This window comes from Roseateles sp. L2-2 (genome assembly GCF_050613215.1).
In the GTDB taxonomy this organism is placed as follows: Bacteria; Pseudomonadota; Gammaproteobacteria; order Burkholderiales; family Burkholderiaceae_C; genus Roseateles; species Roseateles noduli.
This window is the reverse complement of sequence record NZ_CP192509.1, coordinates 577705-590446: the sequence shown is the minus strand read 5'-3', so window position 1 is coordinate 590446 and position 12742 is coordinate 577705. Positions and strand designations below refer to the sequence as shown.

The 12742-nt window shown below is 70.3% G+C and carries 9 protein-coding genes; 4 read left to right on the top strand and 5 right to left on the bottom strand.

Annotated elements, in window-relative coordinates:
• Positions 1-28: 28 nt before the first annotated feature.
• On the top strand, positions 29-2572 hold the full coding sequence (locus ACQZ13_RS02725) for an alpha/beta hydrolase family protein (protein ID WP_431049753.1): 2544 nt from the start codon (positions 29-31) through the stop codon (positions 2570-2572).
• Between the two features lie 27 nt (positions 2573-2599).
• Here ACQZ13_RS02725 and ypfJ read toward each other — a convergent pair whose 3' ends face one another.
• The 3 genes from ypfJ to ACQZ13_RS02710 are packed head-to-tail and all read right to left on the bottom strand — an operon-like array spanning position 2600 to position 6704.
• The gene (gene ypfJ / locus ACQZ13_RS02720) at positions 2600-3496 is read right to left on the bottom strand and encodes a KPN_02809 family neutral zinc metallopeptidase (RefSeq protein ID WP_431049752.1); all 897 of its coding nucleotides are present in this window, start codon (positions 3494-3496) and stop codon (positions 2600-2602) included.
• A 55-nt stretch (positions 3497-3551) separates the two neighbouring features.
• Complete coding sequence (locus ACQZ13_RS02715; protein ID WP_431049751.1) at positions 3552-5738, bottom strand: ATP-binding protein; 2187 nt, start codon at positions 5736-5738, stop codon at positions 3552-3554.
• Between the two features lie 15 nt (positions 5739-5753).
• Entirely contained in the window at positions 5754-6704 is a 951-nt protein-coding gene (locus tag ACQZ13_RS02710; protein WP_431049749.1) for a substrate-binding periplasmic protein, read from the bottom strand.
• Between the two features lie 154 nt (positions 6705-6858).
• Here ACQZ13_RS02710 and ACQZ13_RS02705 point away from each other — a divergent pair, with 154 nt between their 5' ends.
• Positions 6859-7506, top strand: a complete 648-nt coding sequence (locus ACQZ13_RS02705; RefSeq protein WP_088405935.1) for a helix-turn-helix domain-containing protein — start codon at positions 6859-6861, stop codon at positions 7504-7506.
• Complete coding sequence (locus ACQZ13_RS02700) at positions 7503-8255, top strand: response regulator (RefSeq protein ID WP_431049747.1); 753 nt, start codon at positions 7503-7505, stop codon at positions 8253-8255. The genes ACQZ13_RS02705 and ACQZ13_RS02700 overlap by 4 nt, the downstream gene beginning before the upstream one ends.
• 23 nt (positions 8256-8278) lie before the next feature.
• Here ACQZ13_RS02700 and ACQZ13_RS02695 read toward each other — a convergent pair whose 3' ends face one another.
• Both ACQZ13_RS02695 and hemE read right to left on the bottom strand, forming a co-directional pair.
• Positions 8279-10429, bottom strand: coding sequence for a primosomal protein N' (locus ACQZ13_RS02695; RefSeq protein ID WP_431049746.1), 2151 nt, complete (start codon positions 10427-10429; stop codon positions 8279-8281).
• Between the two features lie 408 nt (positions 10430-10837).
• Positions 10838-11932, bottom strand: coding sequence for a uroporphyrinogen decarboxylase (gene hemE / locus ACQZ13_RS02690; RefSeq protein ID WP_431049745.1), 1095 nt, complete (start codon positions 11930-11932; stop codon positions 10838-10840).
• A 198-nt stretch (positions 11933-12130) separates the two neighbouring features.
• Here hemE and ACQZ13_RS02685 point away from each other — a divergent pair, with 198 nt between their 5' ends.
• On the top strand, positions 12131-12736 hold the full coding sequence (locus tag ACQZ13_RS02685) for a LemA family protein (protein WP_431053103.1): 606 nt from the start codon (positions 12131-12133) through the stop codon (positions 12734-12736).
• The last annotated feature ends 6 nt before the right edge of the window (positions 12737-12742 follow it).

Here is a 12742-nt window from a genome sequence, read left to right as displayed (position 1 = left end):
AATCCTAGCGCAGCGATACTTCGACCCCATGTCCTCCCGCGTCCCCTCTGTCGGCCTGCGCCTTCCGCCCGTCGGTGGCCCCGCCGCGTTCACGGTCCCGGCTCCGGTCCCGGTCCAGGTCCAGATCCCGGCCGCCTCCGCCGTCCGACGGCTGGCGCTCGCCCTGCTCGCCACGACGCTCTGCGGCATGGCCGGGCCGGCCGCCGCCGCGCCCGCGCCGTACAAGCAGCCGTCCGCCGCGATCCGCGACCTGCTCGACGCCCCGGCGCTGCCGCGGCTGATCCCGTCCCCGGACCGGCAGGCGCTGGCGCTCGTCGAGCAGCGCCGCTACACGCCGCTGGAGGAACTGGCGCGACCGGGGCTGCGCCTGGCCGGCGCGCGCTTCGATCCGCGCAACGCCAGCCAGCAGAACCTGCTCGCGGTCCAGCGCGTGCGCCTGCGCTCGCTGCTGGAGCCGGAAGCCGCCGAACGCGAGGTCGAACTGCCCGCCGGCGGCACCTGGCACAACTTCCTCTGGGCGCCGGACGGGCAGCGCTTCCTGCTCTCCCGTCGCACCGACACCGCCGACGAGTTGTGGGCCGGCTCGACGTCCAACGGCCAGCTCTGGCGCATCTACAACGTGCGGCTCAACAACGCCGTCGACGCCGATGACATCGCCTGGCTGAACGCCCGCGAGGCCGTCGTGCTGACCATCCCCGACGACCGCGGCGCCGCGCCCAGCCGGGCGCAGACCGGCCCGGCGATCCAGGAAACGCACGGCAAGGCCTCGCCCGAACGCACCTACCCGGACCTGCTGCGCAACCCGCGCGACGAGGATCTGTTCGAACACTACGCCCGCTCGCAGCTCACGCTGATCGACATCGCCAGCGGGCAGAGCCGCGACATCGGCGCGCCGGGCCTGTTCACCAGCGTCTCCAGCGTCGGCACCGGCCAGGCGCTGCTGACCGAGCGGCTGGTGCGACCGTTCAGCTACAACCTGACCTTCGACGACTTCCCGACCGTGGTCGAAGTGCGCCAGCGCGACGGCAAGGTCATCCGCGAGCTGGCGAAGATGCCGCTCAAGCAGGGCGTCGCCATCGACGGCGCGCTGCCGGGTCCGCGGGTGTTCTATCCCTCACCGACCAAGGATGCGGCGATCTACTGGATCGAGGCGCTGGACGGCGGCAACCCGGCCACCCGCGCCGCGTTCCGCGACCGCGTCATGCGGCTGGATCCGCCCTACACGGGCGATCCCTCCGAGGTCCAGCGCATGCCCTACCGCTTCACGCGGCTGCGTTTCCTCGACGACGGCGTCCACGGCCTGCTGACCGAAGAGGACCGCAGCCGCGGCTGGTCGCGCACCTACCTGCTGCCGCTCAACGGCAAACAGAGCCGGCCCCTGTTCGAGCACTCCGTGCGCGAGCGCTACCGGCACCCCGGTTATCCGTTCATGCGCACGCTGACCAACGGCCACCAGGTCGCGCAGACGCTCAACGGCGACCTGCTGTTGTCGGGACAGGGCGCCGGTCCCAAGGGCGACCGCCCGTTCCTGGACAAGCTCTCGCTGAAGGATCTCAGCGTGCAGCGGCTGTTCCAGTCGGCCGAGGGCGTCTACGAACAGCCCGTGGCGCTGCTGGAGGATCGTCGGCTGCTCACGCAGCGCGAGACCGAGCACGAGCCGCCCAACCTGGTGCTGCGCGAGAACGGCAAGGTCACGCCGCTGACGCGGATCAAGGATCCGACGCCGCAGCTGAAGGGTGTGCGGCGCGAGCTGGTGAGCTTCAAGCGCAACGACGGCGTCGAGCTCTCGTTCTGGATGTACCTGCCGCCCGATCTGCGTGAGGGCGAGAAGCGGCCTGCGCTGGTCTGGGCCTATCCGCTGGAGTTCAATGACGCGTCGATCGCCGGTCAGTTGAGCGGATCGCCGGGCCGGTACATGAGCTTCTCCGGCATCAGCCCGCTGAACCTGTTGATGGACGGGTATGTGGTGCTGATGGACGCGACGATGCCGGTGGTGGGCGACTCGCGCAACATGAACGACAGCTTCATCGAGCAGATCACGGCGAATGCGCGGGCCATCGTGGACAAGGCGGAGGATCTGGGCGTCGTCGATCCGCGCCGGATGGCGATCGGCGGTCACAGCTACGGGGCGTTCATGGCGGTGAACCTGATGGCGCACACGAAGTTGTTCCGATGCGGCATCGCGCGCAGCGGCGCCTACAACCGGACGCTCACGCCCTTCGGATTCCAGAGCGAGCGCCGGTCGCTGTGGGACGCCAAGGACGTGTACCTCAAGCTGTCGCCCTTCCTCTTTGCCAACCAGATCAAGGATCCGTTGTTGCTGATTCACGGCGAGGCTGACAACAACTCGGGCACCTTCCCCATGCAGAGCGAGCGCTTGTACCAGGCCCTGGCGGGTCTGGGCGGAACTGCTCGCTACGTGCTGCTGCCCTTCGAAGCGCACGGCTACACGGCTCGCGAATCCGCGGGACAGGTGCAATGGGAGATGAGCCAGTGGTTGAAGGGCTGCGTCGGAGATCCGAGGGCTGAGGCCAAGCCTCGTCCCGCTGCCGGTTCGGGTGCGTCGCAGTAAGCGAGTCGTGCTCGGTCTCAGAGCTTCTCAGAGCTGCTTCGTCGAGAACGTATCGCAGTCTCGCAAGTCGCCTTGAGCCATCCCGCGTTTGAACCAGCGCTGCCGCTGTTCGCTGGTCCCGTGGGTGAAGCTTTCGGGCACGACGGCGCGTCCGGCGCTGCGTTGGAGTGTGTCGTCGCCGATCTTGGCGGCGGCGTTCAGGGCTTCATCGATGTCGCCGGCTTCGAGCCAGCCTTTCGATTGTTGTGAGTGGTGGGCCCAGACGCCGGCGAAGCAATCGGCCTGGAGTTCCACGCGCACGCTGGTGGCGTTCGCGGCTTGTTCGCTTTGACGGCGGCGTGCGGCATCGACCTTCTGGGTGATGCCGAGCAGGTGCTGCACATGGTGCCCCACCTCATGGGCGATGACGTAGGCCTGGGCGAAGTCGCCGGGGGCGCCGAGGCGGTCGCGAAGGGTTTGATAGAAGCTCAGGTCGATGTAGACCTTGCTGTCGCCGGGGCAGTAGAACGGTCCCATGGCTGCCTGTCCGAGTCCGCAGGCCGTGCGTGACTGGCCTTCGAAGAGGGTGAGCGTCGGCACTTCGTAGGTCTTGCCGCCGGCCTTGAAGAGGGCCGTCCAGACGTCCTCGGTATCGGCGAGCACGATGCTGACGAACTTCGCCGGGGTGTCCTGGGGGCGGCTGTGCTCGACGGGGCGTTGGGCGGGTCCGGGTCCGGTCTGGACCGCGCTGCCGTCGAGCGCGCTGAGGACCGTGAGCGGGTTGATCCCGAAGGCCCATGAGGCGAGGAGCGCGACCACGATGCCGCCGATGCCGATCCCGCGTCCGCCGCCTAGCATCGGGAACCCGCCGCCGCCTCCTCCTCCGCCGCCCGATCCGCGCAGATCCTCGACGTTGTCGCTCTCGCGATTGCCTTCCCACTTCATGGTGTGCTCCTGGTGCGGGCGTCGATGTCGTCGGCCCGTCGGTCGGTCAGTCTGCTCAGTCGGCAGCCTGGGCCTCGCTCCCCGCCGCCGGCGTGTCGTGCGCGGGGAGGATCAGGTGGAATTCTGCGCCACCGCCGTCGCGATTCTGAGCGTACAGCTGCCCGCCGTGCATCTCGACGATCCGCCGGCTGATCGGCAGGCCGAGTCCGGTACCGCCTGAGCCGTCCTTGGTCGCGCTCGACTGGACGAAGGGATCGAAGATGCGTTCGAGCTCGTCGGACGGGATGCCCGGGCCCCGGTCGGCGACGCACAGGTGCAGCGCCCCTTCGGGCGTGCGGCCGCCGCGGAGTTCGATGGTGCCGCCCTGCGGCGCGAACTTGATGGCGTTGGCCAGCACGTTGCGCACCGCCTGCTGGAAGCGCAGCGGGTCCACGCGGCCCGGCATCGGCGCGGGCAGGTCGACGGCCAGCGTCAGGTGGCGCTTGGCGGTGAGCGGCGCGAGTTCGCGCATCACCGCGTCGACCGGCTCGCGCAGGTCCTCCGCGCGCAGCTCCAGGGCGCCGACGGCGTCGAGCTTGGACGCGTCCAGCAGGTCGTTGACCAGCGCCAGCATGCGCTGCCCGGAGCCGTGGATGTCCGAGAACATCGCCTGCAGCCGCTCCTGCCCGCCGCTGCGCATGATGCCGAGCTCGGAGAACCCGAGGATCGATTGCAGCGGCGTGCGCAGCTCGTGGCTGATGTTGGCGAGGAACTCCGTCTTGGTCCGCGAGGCTTCCTCCGCCGCGTCGCGCGCCTGGCGCGTCAGGCGTTCGGCGGCGGCGCGCTCGGTGATGTCGACCGCGCTGCCGGCGTAGCCGAGCAGCTCGCCGTCGCGGCGCAGCGGCACCGTCGCGATCTGGTAGCGGCGCGGCGCGCCCTCCCCGTTCCGGATCGTCGCCTCGACGCTGCGCACGCCTTCGTCGCCGCCGAACAGGCTCGCCACCGCGTCGCGATCGGCCGGCTCGGCGATGTCGGCCAGCCGGCGTCCGACGGCCTCGTCCGGACGGCCGCGGTGCAGCGTCGTCCAGCGTGCATTCACGAAGGTCAGCGTTCCGCCCGGATTGGTCCGGAAGATCACCTCCTGCACGCTCTTCAGCAGCACGCGCATGTCGCGCTCGCGGTCGGCGAGCTGCTCGTGCGCGCCTTCCAGCGCTTCCATCGCCTCCGCCCGCGCCTGCAGGCTGCGCCGCACGGTGATGGTCGCCAGCGCGATCAGCGCCAGCGCCAGCGAGCCGATCAGCAGCAGCCAGCGCAGGCCCGCATGCCAGCGCGCCAGGACCTCCTCGATCGACTGCTCGACGCCCACCATCAGCGGCCGCCGCGGCGCCGCGCGGTACGCGACGATGACCTCGCCCGGCAGCGCGCCGGCGCCGATGTAGGTGTCGTGCTCGCGCCCGCGACGCAGGCCGTCGAAGGCCGGATGGCCGTCCAGGCGCTGGCCGGGCAGCTGATGCAGCGTCTCCATCGCGGCGAGCAGTTGGCCGTCGGTCGACGCCAGCCACGCCGCGCTGCGGCCGTTAGGCAGCGCGCGCTGCTGGACCTGCGTCAGCGCGTCCGGATTGATCAGCGCCAGCAGCCAGCGCGGGTCCTCCTCGCGGGTGCCGGGCGAGATGCCCAGCGGCGTGGGCGAGGATGCGCCGCCGGCGGGCTCGTCCGGCGCCTGCGGCAGTTGCAGCAGCAGCGGCAGCATGCCGACCGGCGAGCCGCGCGCCCCTCGTCCGCGCGCGAGGTCCGCCAATCCGCGTCCCGGCTTCAGCGGCATCAGCATGTCGCGGTCCGGCCCGGGCAGGCGGCCGAAATCGTCCAGCGGGATCTCCAGTCCAATCTCGTCGGCGTTCGTGCTGATCAGCACCCGCCCCCGTGTGTCCAGCAGCGACACGCTGCGGATGAAGGGCATGCCGACCAGCACGTGGCTGAAGTGTTCTTCGAGGTGCTGCGCCTCGTGCGGATCCGCCACCGTGCGCGTCAGCCCGTCGCCGATGGCGTGCAGGGACAGCGAGGCGGTCTCGATCGTGCGGCTCGCGTCGCTCTCCAGCACCTGCGCCAGCAGCGCGCCGCGGGCGCGCGCCTCGTCGATCGCCTCCTGGCGTCCGACCCAGGCCGGGCCGATCAGCCCGGCCAGCGTCCCGGCGCCCACGGCCAGACCCGCCCACAGCGTGGCGCGGCGCAGGCGAAGGAGGGACCGGACGGCGGGACCGAGCATCGCTGCGACTGTGCCTCAGGGCACCACGATCGCGCCCAGGCCGTGGCGCTCGGCGGCGGCGCGCAGCCGCCCGTCGCGCTTGATCCGCGCGACGAAGTCATCCAGCCGCGCCAGCCAAGCGGCGTCGCCGCGCTTGATCGCGTAGGCGTAAGGCAGGACGTGGAAGGGCCGGGGCGAGGCGATGAGCTGCGCCCAGTCCGCGTTGTCCAGCATCCGCCGGCTGTAGGGGTAGTCGGTCATGAAAACATCGGCGCGACCAGATTCCAGCTCGCGCTCGCGCGTCGCGGGCGGCTGCACCACGTGCAGCGTCGCGCGCTTGAGCGACTCCCGCATCACCCGCTCCGTCGACGTGCCGGCCTGCACGGCAACCACCACGCCCGCCTGGTCGATGTCCTCCCAGCGCTTGACCACGCGGCTCGCGCGGCTCGCCACGGCGTAGATGTCGCTCTGCAGGTAGGGCTTCGTGAAGGACAGCGCCACCGCGCGCTGCGGCAGCACCGCGACCGCGAACATCGCGACGTCGCAGCGCTCGCCTTCCAGGTCGGGGATCAGGCGCTGGAACGAGGATTCGACGTAGCGCAGCCGGACGCCCAGCTCCTTGGCCAGTTCGTTGGACAGGTCGATGTCGATGCCGCTGAGCGTCTCGTCGCGCGGATGGCGGTAGGTGATGCCGTAGTAGTCCGGCCAGATGCAGACCCGCAGCACGCCGCTGGCGAGGACGCGCTGCAGCACCGTGTTGACCGCGCCGGTGCCGGTCGCAGCGGCCGGGCTGGCCGATCCGCTCGCTCCGGCCGTTGCGTTGGCGCCGGCGTTGGCGTTGGCGGATGCAGGCGCGGGCTCAGGCGCGGACGCCGTGGCGCTCCACGCCCCGGTCATCGCTCCCGTCGTCGCGGCCGCGAGCCATCCCGCCGCCCAGATCCGGGCCAGCCGGACCGTCGCGGCCTGTCCGGTCCATCGCTTCGTCATCGCATCTCCTCTGGCCGGATTGCACCAGAGTTCGCCCCACGCGAGCGCGAGGGAAGCCCCCACCCCGACGAAGTCACACCCGATATCACTTTTATCGCTTATAACTGGGGATATTGCCCACCTACATGTTTGGTTAATTCGGCAAAATTGACTCATGACTGCTATTGCCCGTACACCCGACGACATGCAAGAGGATTTCAGCACGCGTGAAGTCGCGCAGCGCCTCGGCATGGCCGTCCGATCGGTGCAGTTGATGGTCGACCGCGGCGAGCTGCAGGCCTGGCGCACGCCGGGCGGCCACCGCCGCATCCTGCGGGCGTCGCTGGACGCCTGGCTGACCGGCCGCGGCCTGGCGCCGACCAAGCCGGCCGACCTGTCGCCCGGCGACGGCGCCCCGCCGCGCCTGAAGGCGCTGCTGATCGAGGACTCGGTCCACTACCAGAACCTCGTCATGCTGCTGGCGCAGCAGGAGTTCCCCGACCTGGACCTGCACACGGCCAACGACGGCATCGGCGGCCTGGTCATGTACGGCCAGCTGCAGCCGGAAATCCTGCTGGTCGACATCCTGCTGCCCGGCATCGACGGCGCGGCGCTGGTGACCAGCCTGCGCTCGCAGCCGCAATTCGCCAACAGCGAACTGATCTTCGTCACCGCGCTCGACGAGCAGCAGCGGGCGCCCTACGCGTTCGCGCTGGCCGGGCTGCCGCTGGTGCACAAGCCGCGCCTCGTGACCGACCTGCCGCCGCTGCTCAGCGCCGCCGTCCAGCGTATCCAGGCCCGCCAGCCGCAATATGCCGGTTGAAGCCGGTTGATGTCGGCGGTTTCCTGATCATGGCGTCCCGTGTCCGGGTCCTCCTGGTGGAGGACGACACCACCCTGCAGCGCTTCGTCTCCATGGCCCTGGAAGACGACGAAGTCCGCATGCAGGCCTGCATCTCCGTGGACGAGGCGCTGCTGGCGCTCGCGACGCAGAGCTTCGACCTGGTCATCAGCGACCTGATGCTGCCGGGCCGGCACGGCCTCGATCTGCTGCAGACGCTCAAGCAACGGCCGGAGCTGCGCGGCAACGCGCGGCTGGCCGTGTTCAGCGCGGGCATCAACCCGGCCGTGCGGGAGCAGCTGGAGGCGCTCGGCGTCACGCGATTCCTGTCGAAGCCGTGCTCGCTCGGCGATCTGCAATCGTGCCTGGACGGATTGCGCGACGCGCCGCCGCCGGCCGCCATGCCGTCCATCCATCAGGCGGCGATCGAGCAGTACTTCGGCGGCAACGCCGCGCTGTACCAGGCCTTCCTGGCGCGCTGCCGCCTGCAGTTCCCGCTGGACATCGCCGCCGGCCGCCTCGCCTGCGAGCGCGGCGAGCACGTCAAGCTGCGGCACCTCGCGCACAGCCTCAAGAGCGTACTGCTGACGCTGGGGCACGCCGAGGCGGCTGAAGTCGCGCGCCAGCTGGAGCTCGATGCCGAACAGGCCGCGACGGGCTCGGAGGACGCGCTCGCTGCCGCACGCACCGCGTGGCCGGTACTCGAAGAAGCGCTCGCCCGTCTGCTCTGAGCCGCGGCCCCGCGCCGGGCTGCTCAGATCGCCAGCGGATCCACATCCACCGCCCATCGCGTCAGACCCTTCTGACGGCGCTTGAGCGCGTGCAGCTCAGGCAGCCAGGCCCGCAGGAAACGCAGCAGCTGCGCGCGGCTGCCGGCCTCGATCAGCATCTGGAAGCGCTCGCTGTCGGCCACGCGCGCGATGGCCATGGGCACCGGCGGATACAGCAGCAGCCCGAGCGACAAGGGCAGCGCCTGCGCCGCCTCCTGCGCCGCGACGAGGAAGTCGCGCGCGGCCTCGACGCTGCGCCCTTCCGCGCGCACCAGCGCCAGATGTGCGAACGGCGGCAGGTTGGCCGTCATCCGCTCATGCAGCTGGCTGCCGGCGAAGGCCTCGTAGTCGTGCTTCTGCAGCGACTGGTAAAGCGCGTGCTCGGGGTACCAGGTCTGGATCCACATCTCGCTCGCGGCCGCCTGCGCCGCGTCGCGTCCCGCGCGGCCGCCGGCCTGCATCAGCAATGAGAACAGGCGCTCCGGCGCGCGGAAGTCGCTGCTGAACAGCGCCCCGTCCGGGTTCACCGCCGCCACCAGCGTGATGCGGCGGAAGTCGTGACCCTTGGCGACCATCTGCGTGCCGACCAGGATGTCGACGTCGCCCTCGTGGACCGCCGCGAGCTGTTCCTCCAGGCTGCCCTTGAGCCGCGTCGTGTCCGCGTCGATGCGGGCCACGCGCGCGCCGGGCAGCGCCTGCGCGAGCTGCTCCTCCAGCCGCTCCGTGCCGCGCCCCAACGGCGCGATGTCCGGATTGCCGCAGGACGGGCAGGCGCGCGGCACGCGCGTCGTCACGCCGCAGTGGTGGCAGCGCAGCGTCCGGTCCTCCTTGTGGAAGACCTGGTGCGCGCTGCAATGCGGGCAGTCGCTCTTCCAGTTGCACTGGTCGCAATGCAGCACCGGCGCGTAGCCGCGGCGGTTCAGGAACACGAGGCTCTGCTCGCCCCGCTCCAGGCGCTTGCGCAGCGCGTCCAGCAGCGGCACGGAGAGCGTCGTCGTGACGCCCTTCTTGCGTTCGAGCCGGTTCATGTCGAAGAGCCGCACCCGCGGCAGCGCGCCGCCGCCGATGCGCTCGGTGAGATCGATGCGCCGGTAGCGCCCGCCGAGCGCGTGCTGCCAGCTTTCCAGCGACGGCGTCGCGGAGCCGAGCACCACCGGCACCTTCTCCAGATGGCCGCGATAGACCGCCAGGTCGCGCGCCGAGTAGCGCGCGCCATCCTGCTGCTTGTAGGAGGGGTCGTGCTCCTCGTCGACGACGATCAGGCCGAGCCGCGGCAGCGACGCGAAGACCGCCAGCCGCGTGCCGAGCACCAGCTGCGCGCGTCCCAGGTGAGCGGCGAGCCAGTTGCGCAGCCGCTGCGCCGGCGTCAGCGCGCTGTGCAGCGACACGATGGAACGACCCGCGAAGCGTTCGGCGAAGCGCGCTTCGAGCTGCGGCGTCAGGTTGATCTCGGGCACCAGCACCAGCACCTGCTGGCCGCGTTCGAGCGCGGCCTCGGCGGCGCGGAGGTAGATCTCGGTCTTGCCGCTGCCGGTCAGGCCCCAAAGGAGCGCGGGCTGCGGTGCCTCGCGGGCTGCAAGTTCTGCCAGTGCGTCCAGCGCCGCCTGCTGCTGCGCGGTCAGTGCGGGACGTGCCGACGCCGACGCCGTGGCTTCGAGCGCGTCCGTGGCTTCGGTCGATTCAGTCGCGGTCGCGTTGGCAGCAGCAGCAGCCTTCGCCGCTTCGGCCTCCGCCTTGTCGAGCTTCTTCAGCCGCGCCTGCAGCTGTTTCGCGTCGAGGTCCCGCAGCTGCGGCGGCAGCACCGCCAGCGCCAGTTCACCGACGCTGCGCTGGTAGTAGCCGGCCGCGAACTCGACCAGCCGGCGCCAGCGGTCCGACAGCGGCGGCAAGGCATCCAGCGCCTCGCCGACGGGGCGCAGCTCGGATTCCGGCAGTTGCTCGTCCTCGGGCAAGTCCTGGCCCTCGGGCAGGTTGTCCCAGACCAGGCCCATCACGTCCCGGCGGCCCAGCGTCACATGCACGAGGGTGCCGGGGGTCAAGTCTTGCGGGCCGAGGTAATCCAGCGGCTCGGTCAGCCCGCTGTGCTGGGGCGCCTCGACGGCCACCCGCACGCGCCGCAACGGGGACTCGCTCATCCTGATCGCTGCTCCGTGTCGGCGTCAGCGAGTGTCGGTGGGGCCGGAATGGGGCTGGGGGGTCCTGGAGGGATCCCCCCTGCCCCGTGGAGCGCCCGCGCTTGGCCGTCCGTGTGCTGCGGCGTCGCGTCCCTCCCGGTCTCCATCGACCATGAGGAAAACGCGCCAAGTGCCTGATTTCCAAGGGTGTTCACAACGGGGGCTGAAGCCTGTGGATAACTTTGTGGGAAACGCCCCGGCTTTTCGGGGGCCGCCGGGATTGCCGCCGCGGAGGCCCGTCGGCGTCAAATCCCGGGGAAACGCGATGCTCCCTTTTAAATCAACGACTTACGCGCCCATCGGGGAAAGCCCTAGCTCGGATCCCGTGCATGTGCTGCGTTTCGGTGACATGCACGGATTTGGGGATAACTACGTCGAGGCCTTGCGCAGTTTGCGCGAATGCTTATGCACTTCGTCGACCAGTTCGGCCACGCTTTCCGGCGGCGTGAACTGGCTGATGCCGTGGCCCAGGTTGAACACATGGCCGCCCCAGCCGCCGTCCGCGCGTTGCGGCGCGCCGAAGCTGTCGAGCACCGCGCGGGCCTGCTCGCGCACCGCGGCCGGCGGCGCGAACAGCACGTTCGGATCGAGGTTGCCCTGCAGCGCGACGCGGTCCTGCACCTGCGCCCGTGCGCGGCCGAGGTTCACCGTCCAGTCCAGGCCCACGACGTCGGCGCCGGCGGTGGCGATCTCGTCCAGCCAGAGCCCGCCGCCCTTGGTGAACAGCAGCTTGGGAATGCGACGACCATCGTGTTCGCCCTTGACCTGCGACAGCACGCGGCGCGAGTACGCCAGGCTGAACTGCTGGAACTGGCCGTCGGCCAGCACGCCGCCCCAGGAGTCGAAGACCATGACGGCCTGCGCGCCGGCTTCGATCTGTGCATTCAGGTAGGCGGCCACCGAGTCGGCGTTGATCGACAGGATGCGGTGCATCAGGTCGGGACGCGCGTACATCAGGCTCTTGACGTGACGGTAATCGTCGGAGCCGCCGCCCTCGACCATGTAGCAGGCCAGGGTCCACGGGCTGCCCGAGAAACCGATCAGCGGCACGCGGCCGTTCAGCGCACCACGGATCGACGTCACCGCGTCGAACACGTAGCGCAGCTTGTCCATGTCCGGCACGGCCAGCGCATTCACGGCGGCTTCGTCGCGGACGACCTTCTCGAACTTCGGGCCCTCGCCCTGCGCGAACGACAGGCCCAGGCCCATCGCGTCCGGGACGGTCAGGATGTCGCTGAACAGGATCGCCGCATCCAGCGGGTAGCGCTCCAGCGGCTGGAGGGTGACCTCCGTGGCGTAGTCGCGGTTGGTGGCCAGGCCCATGAAGCTGCCGGCCTTGGCACGCGTGTCGCGATACTCGGGCAGGTAGCGGCCGGCCTGGCGCATCAGCCAGACGGGCGTGTACTCGGTGGGCTCGCGCAGGCAGGCGCGCAGGAAGACGTCGTTCTGAAGGGGGGCGCTCATGGGGACGGGATTATGCTCGGACCACCTTGCCCTTGAATTCCGGGACGCGGCACACGATATGCCGCTGCGCACATGGAGGATCCGCTGATGACTTCGACACTGTCCCGCCCGCTCGACACCGTTCAACCCAAGGCCCGCGCCACCGTGGGGGCCAGGTTGCGCGCCACGGCGGCCGCCGCGTTGATCGTCGGCGCGCCGATGGCGCTCACCGGCTGCGGCTACAACGAGTTCCAGAGCCTGGACGAGCAGGTCAACGCCAGTTGGTCCGAGGTGCTCAGCCAGTACCAGCGCCGCAGCGACCTGATCCCGAACATCGTCAACACGGTCAAGGGCGAGGCCAGCTTCGAGCAGGACACGCTGACCAAGGTCGTCGAGGCGCGCGCCAAGGCCACCAGCATCCAGGTCACGCCCGAACTGGCGCGCGATCCGGCGGCGCTGCAGAAGTTCCAGGCCGCGCAGGGCGAGCTGTCCGGCGCGCTGAGCCGGCTGATGGTCGTCAGCGAACGCTACCCGCAGCTGCAGGCCAACCAGGGCTTTCGCGATCTGCGCGTGCAGCTCGAAGGCACGGAGAACCGCATCACCGTTGCTCGCAATCGTTACATCAAGTCGGTGCAGGAATACAACGTCCTGACCCGTCGCTTCCCGTCCAACCTGACGGCGAAGATCTTCGGCTATGAGACCAAGCCGAACTTCACCGTGCAGAACGAGGCCGCGATCTCCGCGCCGCCGACGGTGAACTTCGACAAGCCGGCCGCGCCCGCCGTGACGGCGCCGGCCCCGGCGGCCTCGCCCGCGTCGAACTGAGGCCCC

What these genes read in the sequence shown, in the direction of transcription:
- ACQZ13_RS02725 (WP_431049753.1), top strand. Translation starts at nt 29, where the DNA reads ATGTCCTCCCGCGTCCCCTCTGTCGGCCTGCGCCTTCCGCCCGTCGGT.
- ypfJ (WP_431049752.1), bottom strand. Translation starts at nt 3,496, where the DNA reads ATGAAGTGGGAAGGCAATCGCGAGAGCGACAACGTCGAGGATCTGCGC.
- ACQZ13_RS02715 (WP_431049751.1), bottom strand. Translation starts at nt 5,738, where the DNA reads ATGCTCGGTCCCGCCGTCCGGTCCCTCCTTCGCCTGCGCCGCGCCACG.
- ACQZ13_RS02710 (WP_431049749.1), bottom strand. Translation starts at nt 6,704, where the DNA reads ATGACGAAGCGATGGACCGGACAGGCCGCGACGGTCCGGCTGGCCCGG.
- ACQZ13_RS02705 (WP_088405935.1), top strand. Translation starts at nt 6,859, where the DNA reads ATGACTGCTATTGCCCGTACACCCGACGACATGCAAGAGGATTTCAGC.
- ACQZ13_RS02695 (WP_431049746.1), bottom strand. Translation starts at nt 10,429, where the DNA reads ATGAGCGAGTCCCCGTTGCGGCGCGTGCGGGTGGCCGTCGAGGCGCCC.
- hemE (WP_431049745.1), bottom strand. Translation starts at nt 11,932, where the DNA reads ATGAGCGCCCCCCTTCAGAACGACGTCTTCCTGCGCGCCTGCCTGCGC.
- ACQZ13_RS02685 (WP_431053103.1), top strand. Translation starts at nt 12,131, where the DNA reads ATGGCGCTCACCGGCTGCGGCTACAACGAGTTCCAGAGCCTGGACGAG.